Origin of the sequence: Streptomyces alanosinicus (assembly GCF_014650595.1) — a bacterium.
GTDB lineage: Bacteria > Actinomycetota > Actinomycetes > Streptomycetales > Streptomycetaceae > Streptomyces > Streptomyces alanosinicus.
Window position 1 is genome coordinate 1 of sequence record NZ_BMVG01000028.1, and the last position, 13,533, is coordinate 13,533.

Annotated in this window: 16 protein-coding genes; 4 read left to right on the plus strand and 12 right to left on the minus strand. The window is 65.1% G+C overall.

The annotated features are described in order from the left end of the window. From IE277_RS34545 to IE277_RS34585, 9 genes are all read right to left on the minus strand, one after another. Positions 1-162 (minus strand): transposase (locus IE277_RS34545; protein ID WP_229882181.1); only part of this gene is annotated, 162 nt, incomplete at its 3' end. Positions 163-374: 212 nt separating this feature from the next. Next, positions 375-539: a hypothetical protein gene (locus IE277_RS34550; RefSeq protein ID WP_189957783.1), complete on the minus strand. Its 165-nt coding sequence runs from the start codon at positions 537-539 to the stop codon at positions 375-377. Next, entirely contained in the window at positions 512-1,006 is a 495-nt protein-coding gene (locus IE277_RS49765; protein ID WP_189957691.1) for a 2'-5' RNA ligase family protein, read from the minus strand. Before IE277_RS49765 ends, IE277_RS34550 begins: the two co-directional genes overlap by 28 nt. Before the next feature lie 120 nt (positions 1,007-1,126). Then, positions 1,127-1,873 carry a 7-carboxy-7-deazaguanine synthase QueE gene (locus IE277_RS34560; protein ID WP_189957692.1) on the minus strand — a complete coding sequence of 249 codons (747 nt, stop codon included), beginning with the start codon at positions 1,871-1,873 and terminating at the stop codon, positions 1,127-1,129. Next, positions 1,870-2,694 (minus strand): tetratricopeptide repeat protein, encoded by an 825-nt coding sequence (locus IE277_RS34565; RefSeq protein ID WP_189957693.1) that lies wholly within the window; start codon positions 2,692-2,694, stop codon positions 1,870-1,872. The genes IE277_RS34560 and IE277_RS34565 overlap by 4 nt, the downstream gene beginning before the upstream one ends. Before the next feature lie 141 nt (positions 2,695-2,835). After that, positions 2,836-3,654 (minus strand): endonuclease/exonuclease/phosphatase family protein, encoded by an 819-nt coding sequence (locus IE277_RS34570; RefSeq protein WP_189957694.1) that lies wholly within the window; start codon positions 3,652-3,654, stop codon positions 2,836-2,838. Positions 3,655-3,798: 144 nt separating this feature from the next. Further along, positions 3,799-4,263, minus strand: coding sequence for a DUF6082 family protein (locus IE277_RS34575; protein WP_189957695.1), 465 nt, complete (start codon positions 4,261-4,263; stop codon positions 3,799-3,801). A gap of 135 nt (positions 4,264-4,398) precedes the next feature. Then, positions 4,399-4,854, minus strand: coding sequence for a hypothetical protein (locus IE277_RS34580; protein WP_189957696.1), 456 nt, complete (start codon positions 4,852-4,854; stop codon positions 4,399-4,401). 558 nt (positions 4,855-5,412) lie between these two features. After that, complete coding sequence (locus IE277_RS34585) at positions 5,413-6,456, minus strand: phosphotransferase enzyme family protein (protein ID WP_189957697.1); 1,044 nt, start codon at positions 6,454-6,456, stop codon at positions 5,413-5,415. 542 nt (positions 6,457-6,998) lie between these two features. Between IE277_RS34585 and IE277_RS34590 the strand changes: the two genes are divergently transcribed. The 3 genes from IE277_RS34590 to IE277_RS34600 are packed head-to-tail and all read left to right on the plus strand — an operon-like array spanning position 6,999 to position 9,037. Then, on the plus strand, positions 6,999-7,304 hold the full coding sequence (locus tag IE277_RS34590; protein WP_189957698.1) for a helix-turn-helix domain-containing protein: 306 nt from the start codon (positions 6,999-7,001) through the stop codon (positions 7,302-7,304). Then, entirely contained in the window at positions 7,219-8,394 is a 1,176-nt protein-coding gene (locus IE277_RS34595; protein WP_506005349.1) for an NsdA family TPR-like regulatory protein, read from the plus strand. The genes IE277_RS34590 and IE277_RS34595 overlap by 86 nt, the downstream gene beginning before the upstream one ends. After that, the gene (locus IE277_RS34600; RefSeq protein WP_189957700.1) at positions 8,336-9,037 is read left to right on the plus strand and encodes a 2'-5' RNA ligase family protein; all 702 of its coding nucleotides are present in this window, start codon (positions 8,336-8,338) and stop codon (positions 9,035-9,037) included. The genes IE277_RS34595 and IE277_RS34600 overlap by 59 nt, the downstream gene beginning before the upstream one ends. 255 nt (positions 9,038-9,292) lie before the next feature. Here the strand turns inward: IE277_RS34600 and IE277_RS34605 are convergent, their stop codons facing one another. The 3 genes from IE277_RS34605 to IE277_RS34615 form a co-directional block, all read right to left on the minus strand. Beyond that, positions 9,293-10,819 carry an amino acid permease gene (locus IE277_RS34605; RefSeq protein WP_189957701.1) on the minus strand — a complete coding sequence of 509 codons (1,527 nt, stop codon included), beginning with the start codon at positions 10,817-10,819 and terminating at the stop codon, positions 9,293-9,295. A 76-nt stretch (positions 10,820-10,895) separates the two neighbouring features. Then, entirely contained in the window at positions 10,896-11,198 is a 303-nt protein-coding gene (locus IE277_RS47905) for a hypothetical protein (RefSeq protein ID WP_229882171.1), read from the minus strand. A gap of 924 nt (positions 11,199-12,122) precedes the next feature. Beyond that, on the minus strand, positions 12,123-12,281 hold the full coding sequence (locus IE277_RS34615; protein ID WP_373310956.1) for a hypothetical protein: 159 nt from the start codon (positions 12,279-12,281) through the stop codon (positions 12,123-12,125). Positions 12,282-12,993: 712 nt separating this feature from the next. Here IE277_RS34615 and IE277_RS49310 point away from each other — a divergent pair. Further along, positions 12,994-13,419, plus strand: coding sequence for an HAD hydrolase-like protein (locus tag IE277_RS49310; protein ID WP_308433446.1), 426 nt, complete (start codon positions 12,994-12,996; stop codon positions 13,417-13,419). Positions 13,420-13,533 lie beyond the last annotated feature (114 nt).

Here is a 13,533-nt window from a genome sequence, read left to right on the forward strand (position 1 = left end):
CGGGCTGGAGGTGATGAAGTGCGCCAGGGCCTGACGGTTGCCGTCCTCGCCCAGCCGGGCAGCCATCGGCTCCACCGACTTGCGCCGCCCCTCCAGCAGCAGGCCCCGCAGATAGACCCCGCCCCACCGGCGCTGATCCGCCCGCGCGAACGGCTCGAACATCTCCGCCGCGAAGTCCTCCAGATCACACCGGACCGCGGCCAGCTCCCCACCCATCACAACAGGTCAACGGAACAAGCGATCAAACGGACACGCCACCGTCGGGTGAACCTGACCAGGCCCTACTAGCACCGGGTGGCCGGAGCGAAGGTACAACGGCTGCCGATACCCCTGGGCTCGCGGCGCGGGCGGTGCGCGGCAGACCACATCCCCGTTCACGCCGTTCCGCCGAGCGGCACGTCGAGGATCCGATCGAACATGATCTCCCGCCGGTCGTGCCACTGGGTGACCAAGGTGATCTTGTCCGCGCGCAGCGTGACGGGTCCGGGGCCGTGGTCGCTGAGCCACACCTTCATCGGAAGCCGCTCTGCTTCCCCCACTGACGGTATGCGAGGATTGCGTGAGGGTAGTGGTCCGCAGGAATGGTCGGGAACCGTCCACCGGTGGCCTTCGCGGTGGCGTCCGAGGTCAGTTTCCCCAGCGGGCGCGAAGCGGTACCCGGTTGCCCCGCGCACTCGATAGCGACAGTGCCCACGGCCGCGCGTCCCAGAGTGAGTTCGACTGGTGCGATCTTCGCGCAGCTCGTGCGTACCTGGTTGACCATGTCCGCGAGCTCTTGCTCGGACATCTCCTCCACAGGAGGCCCGTGCAAGAGTGTGATGTGGAAGTTATCCGGCTGCACAGGGGCGAGACCCGGTCGGTGGGTCAGCTCACGGTAGGGCTCGAACAGTGTCTCCTTCACCCACTCGGGGGCTGCGAGTAGGTGCCAGTGATAGTCCCGGCGGCCTTCCGGCCACCGGTGGATGACCGTGGAGAAGAAGTCCTTCGCAGCCAGGTTCCCCTTCATTCGTGAACGAGCGGGACTCGTTTGGACCTGGAAGGTCTTGGTCAGCCAAGCGCCGACTGCATCCGGTCGCCTGGCACGGCGGTCAGGGCACTACTGGGCGCTTCGTGATCGCCCGGCAAGTCATCGGCATCGCGCTATCAGGTGCAGGCGCGTGCTGACGTTGTAGCCGTACTCTGCCGCGCCGGCCGTGATGACCGGTTGGCGTTCCAGGAGCGTGGCGGCATCGGAGGCTTCCGGCATCACCCAGACCCACGAGGGCTCCAGAGCGTGCTCCGCGACAAAGTCCGCTACCTCCCCGATCTGGACCTGGTCGGCCACGACGAACTTGAACACCGCTCGTTCTGCCGCCGCGAGCTGAGCGAACGCCGCGATCGTATCGGGTTGGATCCGGCGCTTGAGCGGATCGCCGCCGCCCATGACCGTCAGCTTCGGCGACACGCTGTAGTGCCCAACGAAGGGGTTGAGCGACGGAAGCGGCGCGATAGTGCCATTCGTCTCCACATGCACCTCAATGCCCCGGCGCCCCAACAGGTCCAGCATGGTGATGAACGCCGGTGCGCTCTGCCACAGCAGAGGTTCACCGCCCGAGATCACCACCATCCGAACCCGCCGAGGCAACTGGTTCACTGCAACCTCGACCGCAGTGTCCGGGCAGGTAGCGGCCAGGTCGTAGCGCGATCTGTCCCACGTCTGGGCCGTGTCGCACGGAGGACAGTGCAGGTTGCACAGCCCCAAGCGGATGAAGCCACAGGAACGGCCCATGTACGGGCCTTCGCCCTGGATCACGTCCCAGAAGACCTCGTTGACCGGTAGGTGAGTATCCCGATTCCGGTCGGCAGCCAGCAGGGGCAAAGCACGGCGAGTCACTGCTCCTCCCGTCCGGAGTGGGTCTGGGTGACGACCTCGCGCAGTCCTGCCGTCCACCGGTGCGCGTCGCCCAGCACCCGCTGAGCGACTGGGAGTGTCTTCGCAGCCAGCGATGCCGCCTCCGACATCTTTCCCGCCGCAACCAGAATGCTGGCGAGGTCGTGGGCGATGGCGACTGTGTGGGGATGCTCCGTTCCCAGAGTCGCGACACGCCCGCGATACACCTGCCATGCCCGGGCTTCTGCACCCTCGAGGTCGCCGATGTTCTGAAGGCATACGGCCAGCAGATTTCCGGCCGAGTAGGTAAGCCGATGCTCTGTGCCGAGATGGCGTTCCAGGTCCGTGTAGACGGTGCCGGCCAACTCTGCGGCCTCATCCCATCGTTCCTGATGGAGTCTGATCCACGCCTCGGTCATGCGAGCCATCAGCACCCCATCGTGCGACTGCAGACCCTTGGCTTCCCCGAGTCTGATCGCCTCCTGGGCGATCGCCCCGGCTTCCTCCCAGCGCCCCTGCTCGCCGATGGCGTCGGCCAGCCGGCAGCGAGTCCTGATCGTGTCCGGGTGATCGTTGCCGAGTATGCGGTCCCGGCCCTCCACGGCACGACGGTGGTACATCTCTGCTTCCGCGAAGCGTCCCAAGTTGTAGAGGGAGAGCCCGAGCATGAGGCGGGTCTGCCAGGGGGTGTCGTGGTCGAGGCCGAACTCGGCGTCGACGTGCGGAAGAGCCGCCAGGTACAGACTCATGGCTTTGGTGAAGTCGCCTTGCTGGAAGGCAGATTCCGCCTGTCGTAGGACGTTGTTGAAGGTCGGTGTGGTCATCCCTAGAGCCTTTTCGTGATCACTGAGATGCGTGTGTGCTGCTTGGTCCGTGCGGGCCGCGTGGAGCCAGTGGGGGCATGGGACGAGGCGAAGTTCCCCGACTGTCTTGGCAGCCACGCAGGCAAGTGAGGAAAGGCGAGTTCAGCTGTAGGCACTGGCAGCAGAGAGATCGACCCGGTCCAGGTCGAAAGTGGCGACGATGCCGTAGTGATCGGAGTTGGTGTCGACTCGCCGGTAGTCCACGATGGCGGGTGCGAGGGCCGGGGTGACGTGGAACTGGTCCACCCGCAACTGCCCGCCCTTGCCGGTCAGCGCACGTAGGGAGGGATCGGAGCGGGAGCCGGCGAGGTGGGCGGCGACGTCGGTCATGTCGCCGTCGCGGAACACCTCGCCCACGAGGCGGTTACCGAGCCATGGGTCGGAAGGTGTCTTGCGTCTGTGGCACCGGGAGGACCGGTTGTAGGGCGGGACGAGCGACCAGTCGGGCTCCTCGTCCCCCAGGGGCATGTGGTTGATGTCGCCACCGACGAGGCCGATGCCGCCGAAGCGGTGGGCACGGGCGATAACCAGCTGAGCCTCCTGGCCAGCGAATTCCACGGAGTAAGGGGTCAGATGGGTACTGATCGCTACCAGCGGGTACGGCCACTCCTTCGGGAGACCCAGTGGCCGAAGCTGAAGGGAACAGTAGCCGTGGTGCAGGTCCGTGTCGCTGTACCTGGTGTCGGTGTCCACCCACTCCAGCGTTTTGGCTTTCCAAGCGACTGCGGTGTTCATCTGGCGGGATGGTGCGACGGCGAGGTTCATGCCGAGCTTTTCGCGAGCGGTATTGGCCTGTTCAGGATCGGCCAGCCATCCGACCTCCTGAAGCAGGAGCAGGTCGGGGTCCACCTCACGGATTGCGTCGACCTTGTCCTCCCATCGTCCGTCGTGGTTTGCGCCGATCTGTGCGTTCTGGCTCATTACGTCCAATATCACGGGGATACAGTCCTTGCGTGTTGGCGAACTGGCTGAGGGAGTGCCATCCCCTCCGGAGGTGAAGTGGTCCGGTTGTCGGCCTGTGGCGACGCCGACTCTTCGACACGGACGGCGCAGTATGCGGCTGTTTCAGATCACCGAGTTGGTGACTGTGGAAACGGGCGGCAGGACTGTTCCGGTCTCGTCCTGGCAAGCGGTGTCCATAAGGTCATGGAACTGCCGGGCCCGCGTGTCGACGGCAGCCCGGGCCCGAGCATCACGGACACGTGCCCACCAGCGCAGACCCTCAGGCGTGGCGAAGAGGGCTCGCGCTGCACGGTCCACTCCAGCAGGAGACAGGGCTCCAACTCGGTACATTGCCTCCCAGGCGGAGACCCAGGCGTTGCGGTGCAGATGCAGGCGGCGCTCCTTCGGGTCGAGCGGTGTCAAGCTCCCCCACATCGTGCGGAGACTGGGGCGATCCACCTGAGCGGCCAGTAACTGCTGGTGCATCTGCGCAGTTTCCAGAACGACGCGATCACGGTGCCGGCGCCCACTGAGGACGAGGTGGACGATGCCCGTGCCTGCGACGGCAAGCAGCGCGGCAGCGGTCACACGGTCACTACGCATAAGAGGTCCGTCCCTTCCGATGGTTTGTCACGGTGTGAGAGAGCGAGCAGAGGGAGATGCGCCAGGCGGCATGACCCATGCCGCCTGGCGCCCGAGACTCGGCAGCGTGAGGGGCTGCCCTCACGAACACCGGTCCCGTACATCAGCGGGGGCCATCGAAGCGTTGCCGAGCGCGGTCTCGGACTGGTCAACGGCCTGGCGGAGGGAAGCCGCCGCTGCTGCGATCGACTCGCGGTCACGTAAATGGATCGCGTCAAGCAGGTCCTCGCCCGCAGCCAGCACCGACATGTGCCCGAGAATGAGTACCTCGGACTCCGAGAGCGCCCGACAGTAGCCCTTGAAGAACCAATCACGCAGGTTCGGCTGCATTGCCCACAACAGGGTCGGCCGCGCGAGGTCAATGACGGCAGCCATGATCTGAGACCGGCCGAACCCCGTGAAGGACAGGGCCTGAGACTGGCTCTGCCATTCCCAAGTTGAGGGGCCGAACGTGCCATGGCAGAACGCGGCCGGCAAATCTCGTATGTGCTCCAGCACGATGGCTGCGGATCGCTCAACGGCATCGTGCTGCGTCATGGACATCACTGCGCCGGCCTGGCGGACGAGGGCGCGGATGCGTTGCGCGTAGAGCGCGGTGGCCCGAGTCGCTTGAGTCCGCGATGTGTCATTAGGACCAGCACTGTCGTGCAGCACTCGAAGCAGGCGTCCCGCTTCCTCGTGAACTCGTGGTATCAGATGGAGATTTGCGTTGTCGACGCGCCATCCTCTGGGTTGGACCGTCAGCAAGCTCCTGAGTCTCGGCTCGCTGGCAAGTATCCGCGGGCCGTGGTTGGGGCTGAGATGACGGATGGCGTGGCGGTGTGCGTAGATCTCGCGGCGGAAGTCGTCATCGTTGCGCGTGATACGTAGGTCGATGAGTCCTTGCGGTGAGGACATGCGCCATGCACGAGCGCAGCAGAGATCGGCTGGCAGCGCCCAAGCGGCCTGCCTTCCTACGTGGCCTCGGGCCCAGTCAGCGGCCTCGGCCGGTATGGCGGTCGGTGTCATCTCACTCTTCCAGAAGGTCAGGACAGGTCGCTCTGGTTGGGTGCACCCCCCTGTTCGGGCGACGTACGGAGCACAGGTTCCACTTGGTCACGAGTGGCCTCCGCTCGCTGCGATGCCGGAAAAGGCGTCGTCGACCTCATCGAGGTGGTCCAGCAGGATGCGGATGGTGATCTGCCTCTCCCGCCAGTGCCGCTGCAGGTCTGCCTCTGCCTCTTGAGGCAGGTTGTACTCGCTGGTAGTCGCCCCGTAGAAGCTGAACAGCATGTAGAGAAGAGCGATCCGGGCACAGGCCAGGACATCGGCGAGAGGGAGGGTGGGGTTCTCTGAACGATAGGCGGACACCATCGCTGTCGCGCACGCCGGCCACTGGTCACTGGTGGCGACCGTACGCGGGTCGAACGCCGCGCGCCCCAACTCCCAAGCTGGAAAGGCCTTGGCACCGCGGAAGTCGATGACGCCCCTGACAACATCGGTGAGTACGAGCAGGTTGGGACGGGTGAAGTCCGCGTGTAGCGCCTGCTCCACCAGATCTTCTGGCAGCCTGGCTCGGAGCCTGCCGACGTGAGTGCGCAGGTCCTGACGACGCTGGTTCAGCTGGTCACGCAACCGCGCCAGATCGGCATGCCCTTGCTGATTGGCTGAGGACAGCACGCTGCTGCACTTTGTCACGGCGTCCTGGACAGATCCTGTCCGCCATCGAGACGGCTGTACACGTCTCGGTAGGGGATACGCGGCGAGAACTCGATGCATGCGTCCCAACACCATGCCGATGTGCTCCGCACGCGCCACGGTCATCGCCGAGGTGGCCACCCGACCCGGCACCTCATCGACCACGGCCCAGGCACTTCCTTCGGCAAGGGCAATCAGATTGCCGTGGCAGTCAGGCCAGACACGTGGCACGGGAAGATCAGCCGCCCGGCAGAACTCGGACATGTCCCACGCTGACCTGGCCGCGTCCAAGTCAGCTGTCGACGCGTACTCCTTCACGAACAGCCTGCGGCCATCGGTGGTGAGGACACGCCGGTTGGTGGTGTCCGTGCCCATCGGCACGTGCTCCATCGCCTCGACGATCACCCCGTACTGCTCTTCCAGTACGTCTGCCACCAGTTCATCCCAGTCGGCGTTGCCCATGCCCCTCACCGCCTTCCGTGTGAGGAGGGGCAGCAAGCGGTCGCGGCCGCGGGGAGGTCACCGACGTCGCCAAAGCGGCTGACCGTTTCGGGCATGTCGGTCACTGCGGCGCATCCTCCCGTTCATGGAGTCGACCCGCGACACCAAGCGCGATCAGTTGACTACACAGGGTGTTTTCCTGTGGGTGAAAGTTTGCCAGCAGCCACTGACAACGCGGCTCGAGCGGTCTCTCGGCGAGACGATCACTCTCAAATCGTGAGGGGACCGATCGTTCCGCGTCGTCGTCGGCTGACAACCAAGGGTGTGACGAAAAGCCCGCGTTGGCACATTCCCCTGGTGATATCACTGATGTGATTGCGTTCATGGAGATCCTTGACCAGGATCTCGTGCCCTGATGGGAGGCGGCAGTGGCACACAAGGACAACCGTCGGTGCACCCGGTGCGGCAACCCCCTAAGCCGATACAACACTGACGAGCGGTGCGCCGCGTGTGCCCGAGTGACGGGTAACGAGTTCCCGGCGGCACCGACCCTTCCGGATCACGTGTGGCAGAACCCGACGGTAGCCGCAGCCCTGGCCGACTGGGACTTTGGCACCGCATTCCGCCTGATACGCCAGATTGCGTCACTCCGCCAGGAAGACATGTCGGCAATCACCGGCCTGAGTCAATCGTTCCTGTCCACGCTTGAATCCGGGGCGCGGCGACTGGTCAACATCGACAAGATCGTCCCCGTCCTCGAGCGACTGGGTGTCCCCCCCGCAAGTGGCGCCACTTCCCGTCCCGGGTTCCGCTGCCCAGTATCAGCCGCCGGCTTCCGGCGCGCAGTTCACGCCGTTATCCACCCCTGAGTGGGAGAGCTCTCTCGACATTGCGAAGAGACTGAACGCCACCACTTCGTCAAACACCGATCCCGCGACCGTCTCGGTCCTGGAACAAGGCGTGGCGGACCTCGTCGCCCGCTATGAGACCGAAGGGCCGCACCGCCTCGCCCCCGAAGCCGTCGATCTACGAAACTTCATCCAGGACCGGCTGGAGGGGCAGCAGCCGCCTCGCCAGCGCGAAGCCCTGTTCCGGCTGGCAGCTCAGGCCTCAGGTCTGCTCGGCTACATGGCTGTCAATGCCGGTCGTGAAGTCGTGGCGGAGGCGTACTGCAAGGAAGCAGAGGAACTGGCGAAGGAGATCGCAGACCGTGCACTGATCATGTGGGTCCAAGGCACGCGATCACTGAACGCCTACTACGCAGGCCACTACGACGAGGCCGTCCAGTGGGCAGAAGCGGGCCTCCAGATCGCTCCAAACCATCCGCAAGCCATCCGACTCCAATCAAATGGGCGCGCGCGAGCCCTGGGCAAGCTTGGCGACCGCCCCGGCGCGGAACGCGCGATCGCCGCAGCCGAGGAACTGAGCAGTGACCATCAGGTTGCTGTGGGCCTGACGTCCTGCATCTCCTTCGAGCCATACGGCATGGCCCGCACTCTGGCCAACGCTGCGACAGTCCACGTCGCGCTCGCCAACGCCCCACAGGTTCTCGCTTACGCCGATCAGATCGACGAACTCGTCGAGCAATCCGACTCTGCCTGGAGCCAGGCCCTGGTCCGTCTGGACGTCGCCACCGCACTCCTGGCCGGCCCACGCCCCGATGTCGAGCACGCAATGGTCCTTGGCCGCCAGGTTCTCGAAGCCGGTGGTGGCCCGCCCATCCGCTCCGTGGTCCAACGGGCTGGTGAACTCTACGCCGGAGCCAGCAGATGGCAGGACCTGCCAGCCGTGCGGGAGTACGACGACGCCTTGCGCTCATGGCAATCCGCCCCACAAACGAGGGACCTGGCGACGTCTGCCAAAATGGCATGCCTGACGGAGCAGACGAGAAGGGCCGCGAATGCAGCTCACAGCCGACCCGGGCGCATTTCCTCCCACTCCTCCGCCCAGCACAACTGACGCGACGCTGATCGCAGAGCACGACTGGGCCGCCTTCGCTGCCGTCGAGCAGATGCAAGACCACTGGGACCGGCCCGGCTGGACGCCCTCCACCCGCGCCTACTACTGGATGCTCACCTTCCCAGATGCGACGTCGCTCATCGACCACGCAAGCCAGTGCCAGAAGGAGCTGCGCCACCTCGCCTTCGACGACATTGATGCGGACGGCCTGCACCTGACCCTGGGACGTATCGGCCGCATCGACGAGATCGACTCCGAGGATGTGGACCGTCTAGTCGCCGAGGCGTATGAACGCAGACCGGAGTGTTTTACCCTCCGGGTGGTGCCGCTCACGGCATCCCGCGGCGCGATCCGTTACAGCGTCGCCCCCTGGACCCCCGTCCTTCAGCTGCATGAGGGCCTATCCGCAGCTGGGGCCGAGTCGGGGATTCCGCCGCGCAAGCCGACGTCGCTTCTTCGCCCACACGTGGGCATCGCTTACTGCAATCGCCCCATATCCGCCGGCATCGTGCGCGACGCTGTACGACCCCTCCGGGAACTCGAGACGGTGGACGTCGCGGTGCAGAACGTTCGGCTGGTCGAACTGCGTCGTGAAGGCCCGGCCTACCGCTGGCAGGTCATCCACTCGCTGGAATTGCGCTGAGACCAGGCAGCCCTTCGTTTCCGTGCGTAGAAGAGACAGACCTGGCTCTGCGGACTCGTGTGGACGCTGGAGGACCGACGCCCCTCCAGCGTCCACGGGGAGTCACAGCAGGGAAACAAGAATCGGGGTCCGGTCGCCCACGGGGCCTGGTCCAGCGAGCGTCGGCTCGTTGGACCAGGCGGTGGGCTGTGGATCTGCCTGCAATCGTGCTGCGGCACTATCCCGATGTTCGTGCGCCGCCGATCTTCGTGTGCATCATCGAGTGGCCCTCTCTGACGCGGGGCTGAGCGGTGTGGTGTTCCGCGGGTGGTGTGGGTTGAGGAACCACTTACGGGCGGAGACGAGCCACCAGGTTCCCGCGAAGGCGAGGGCCGCGCCGACGGCGAGGGGCGCGTAGTTGAACGTCTCGACAGTCACAGGGTGGGACGGGGGCAGCATGAACAGGACGGTGATCAGCGCCACCCACATCACCGCGATCACGCCGACGGGCTTGGACCAGCGGCCCAGGTGCCAGGGACCTCGTCGGAAGTCTTCTCCTTGGCGAAGGCGGAGGAGGGTTGGGATGACGTAGGCGATGTAGAGGCCGATCGTTGCGATGGAGGTGACGGCGGCGTACGCGGTGGTGTTGAACAGATACGGCAAGCCGAGGGCGAATGCAGCACCGGCTGCGAGCCAGACGGCGTTGGTTGGGGTGCGGCTTCCAGGATGCAGCTTGTGCCACACGGTGGAGAACGGGAGCGCGCCGTCGCGCGAGAAGGCGTAGATCATGCGGGAGTTGGCGGTCACCGAGGCCATGCCGCAGAAGAGCTGTGCACCGATGACGATGAGAAGCATCAGCTTGCCGGTGCTCGCGCCGAGCGCGTCCATGAAGATCTGCGCCGGCGGAACACCCGTCTGTGATTGGAGAGCGCCGGTGTAGGACTGGATGGCGAAGGTCAGGCCGAAGAGGAGGATGAGTCCGGCGGCCCAGGAGACGAGGATGGATCGGACGATGCCCTTCGGTCCTTCCAGGGAGGCGTTCTTCGTTTCCTCGGTCATGTGGGCGGACGCGTCATAGCCGGTGAAGGTGTACTGGGCCATGAGCAAGCCGATGAGGGCGACGTAGACCGTGGAGCCCCAGCCGGTCTTGTTGACGAACTCGGTGAACACAAACTTGGGTGATTGGTGCTTGTCGGGAACGGCCAGGAGCGCACCGACGATCACAACGACGCCGACCAGGTGCCACCACACGGAGACGGTGTTGAAGAAGCCCACGACGCGGACCCGGAAGGTGTTCACGACGGCGTGCAGCAAGAGGATGAGACCGAAGAGCGTGATGGCGTGACCGGGGGTGGCCGTGTACCCGAACTGAAGGTTCAGGTACGCGTTGAGGAACGATGCGGCACCGAAGTCGATGCCCGCTGTAACGGCGACCTGGCCGAGGGTGTTGAACCAGCCGGTGAACCAGGCCCAAGCCGGCGCGGACTTGTGCGGGGCGAGTTTGTGGGCCCAGAAGTAGAGGCCGGCGGAGGTCGGGTAGGAGGAGCAGACCTCGGCCATGGCCAGGCCGACGAAGAGCGTCATCAGGCCGACAAGAACCCAGCCCCACATGATCAGCGCAGGACCGCCGGTATTCATGCCGAACCCGTACATGGTCAGGCAGCCGGACAGGATGCTGATGATCGTGAATGAGACGGCGAAGTTCTGGCGCCCCGACATGGAGCGGTCCAGAGTCTGGCTGATCCCGAGCTCTGCGAGGCGCTCCTCTTCCGATGGCGTGACGCTCGGTATGTCCAATGGCATGGCGATGCCCTTCTCTGTCGGTGGTAACTGGACGGGACGAGGCGGTGCCGTGACCTACGGGGTCACGGGAGGGCGTTTACGGCGCGGACGCCTTGACCGCCCAGGTGCAGTGGCGGGTGAAGAGCGTCTGCGCGTCTCCGCAGTAGCTCCAGGGGACGTCGGTGGCGTACGGACCGATCGCGTCGAAGACCTCCGCGGCTTCCCGGTGCTGATTCGCAAAGCACAAGGCATGGGCCAAGTAGTTCGCGTCCTCGTGGAAGGCGGCGTGAGGCCGGCCAGGAGCCCGGTACGCCCACCAGTTCTCCCACGCCTGCCGCGTCGACGGATTGTCCGTCCACGGGTGCACGGTCAGTCCATAGCGGTGACCCTCCTGCTCCATCCGCAGGCGGTGGGACTCAGCGAGAGCGACCAAAGGAAGGGTGTGGAGCGGGAGACCGCGAGGGGCGTGCGCGCATCGCTCCTGCGCCCAGTGGAACATCTCCCCTCCTACGCCATGCCAGGAGGGGAACATGTAGGTGAGGAGCTCGTGGTGTGCTTCCCGATTCCACGGGTCACGCTGCATCACCTGTCCCCACACGTGCCGCACCGTCGCGCGCCACTCGCGGTCACGGTGAGGCGAGTGGAACCGCATTAACGCGAGCATGACAATGTGTGGTGATGGGTCGCTGGGCATTGCTTCCGCAGCGTCGGCACAAACCGCCCAAGCCTGTTCCATCGCCTCATTGCGGCCTTGCCCCCGACCGTTTGCCATCGACCGCAGGGCCAACACGTGGGCCAGAAGCGCAAGGGCATGCGGGGACCGCGGTTCGGCCTGCGCCCAAGTGTCGGCAAACGTCAGCTGCATCCCGACACGGGCGAGCACCTGGAGACGGAAGATACGCCGGTCCCAGTCTGTTCCAGTCGAAGCCAGCAGTTCCCGGGCGCCTTCCCAGCGGCCCATCGCCGAGTCCTCAACTACCACCCGCAATCGGGCGTCGTCACGAGCCGGATGTCTGTCCAGAGCTGAGCCTCGACGCTTCACGGCTGCCCCCGTCCCAGGCGGACAGGCTCATACGGGAAGAGGTGGTGAGGTCCCACATACGGGGCGCTTTCGCGTAGAAGCAGGTGACGCTCATCGTGCGTCTTGGCACGCGGGTAGAGCAGGGGCGAAGCGATAGTGGCCGTACCCTCAGTCGGACTCTGGCACAAGGTTGGTATCGGCGTCATCAGCAGTCCTCGGGTTACGTCCGGGAGTGGAAAGACCGTCTGGGCTCAGAGCTAATGGGAGGTGAGCCAGAACCTCGTCTGCGCACCGGTGGCCGGTCTAGAAGTGGATCTTTGCGATCAGCTGAAATGCGCCCTGCACGCCGTCCCTGATACTCGGCGCTGCGGAACTCCCGGCCAGGAAGAAGCCGAACAGCACACACACGAGGGCGTGGGCCACGTTCAGGCTGGCCTTCTTCACGAGGAGGAAGACGATCACGCCCAGGAGCACAACAGCGGAGAAGCTAATGACCAAGGGGCACCCCCGAAGAGGGGACCGCTCCGCAGCACGAAAGGGGCCGCCACGCCTTCTCCCATGACCGGACCAGTGGCGGGGGCTGTGCAGGCCGTACGTGTAAGGCCGAGGACACCTTGGACTCCGGTAGACGAGGTGAGGGACAACGGTGTACCCGCAGCACGGAGGGCAGGTGTGAGCCGGAATGATCCGCTTTCGGACGGCTCGCTGACACCGCGCGCTGCGGGAGTCCCAGAGTGACGGGAACACGTCCCGTGCACACATTCCGCAGGTGATATCACTGGAGTGATTTCAGTTCGGTGAGGGCAGTTGAGCTCATAGACCGTGCTCACCGAGGGAGGAAAGGCGCTTACGCAGTCCGTGACGGCAGCGAGGAACTGAACGTGACCGAGGCCCAGCAGACCCTCATCCTGTGGGATATCGACCGTACGCTGCTATACGTCGGGGACATCGACCGCCAGGTGTACCGCGAGACGTTCGCTGAAGTGGTAGGCCGCCCCGCCGAGTGCCAGCCGGCACGTGGTACTGGCGTGACCATGCCCCTCGCCATCCGCTCTCTCCTCCTCGACAACGGCGTACCGGAGCACGCGGTCCCAGACCTGCTTCCGCGCATGGTGGAGCTGCTGCCGAAGCGGCTTGCCGCCCACACAGACGATCTCCACAGCAAAGGGTCCTCATGGCCGGCGCGAAGGTTGCTCTTCAGGCCGTGCACAAGCACGAGAACTGGGTAGCGACGACCGTCACCGGCAACCTCAAGCCGAACGCTCTGCTGAAGCTCGCAGCCTTCAAGCTCGACCCCTACCTCGATACGGAGATCGGGGGGTACGCGTCAGACGATGACCACCGTCCCGCCCTCGTCCGCGTCGCGCAGAAACGCGCTCAGGCCAAGCACGGCACCGCCTTCACTCGCACCAACACGGTGATCATCGGAGATTCCCTCGAAGACGTACGCACCGGGCTGGAGGGCGGCGCTGCTGTTATCGGCGTGCCCTCAGGCAAGACCTCTTCCCGGGATCTCAAGGAAGCTGGGGCTGATGTTGTTCTCCAGAACCTGGAAGACGTACGGCAGCTCCTGGACGCAATCACGTCACTCGCGGCCTGAACCATCTGCCCACCTCGGCTTGGCTGGGGTGGCGCCGTACCGACGACATTCCAGCCGTCTGATCTCCGCTATGCCACCCGACAAGGAGACATCCAGCGTTCCCAGGATGGCTCC

Coding starts and splice junctions, on each gene's coding strand:
- IE277_RS49765 (WP_189957691.1), bottom strand. CDS start 1,006: ATGAAGGGGAACCTGGCTGCGAAGGACTTCTTCTCCACGGTCATCCAC.
- IE277_RS34565 (WP_189957693.1), bottom strand. CDS start 2,694: ATGACCACACCGACCTTCAACAACGTCCTACGACAGGCGGAATCTGCC.
- IE277_RS34570 (WP_189957694.1), bottom strand. CDS start 3,654: ATGAGCCAGAACGCACAGATCGGCGCAAACCACGACGGACGATGGGAG.
- IE277_RS34580 (WP_189957696.1), bottom strand. CDS start 4,854: ATGACGCAGCACGATGCCGTTGAGCGATCCGCAGCCATCGTGCTGGAG.
- IE277_RS34585 (WP_189957697.1), bottom strand. CDS start 6,456: ATGGGCAACGCCGACTGGGATGAACTGGTGGCAGACGTACTGGAAGAG.
- IE277_RS34600 (WP_189957700.1), top strand. CDS start 8,336: ATGCAGCTCACAGCCGACCCGGGCGCATTTCCTCCCACTCCTCCGCCC.
- IE277_RS34605 (WP_189957701.1), bottom strand. CDS start 10,819: ATGCCATTGGACATACCGAGCGTCACGCCATCGGAAGAGGAGCGCCTC.
- IE277_RS47905 (WP_229882171.1), bottom strand. CDS start 11,198: ATGGAGCAGGAGGGTCACCGCTATGGACTGACCGTGCACCCGTGGACG.
- IE277_RS49310 (WP_308433446.1), top strand. CDS start 12,994: ATGGCCGGCGCGAAGGTTGCTCTTCAGGCCGTGCACAAGCACGAGAAC.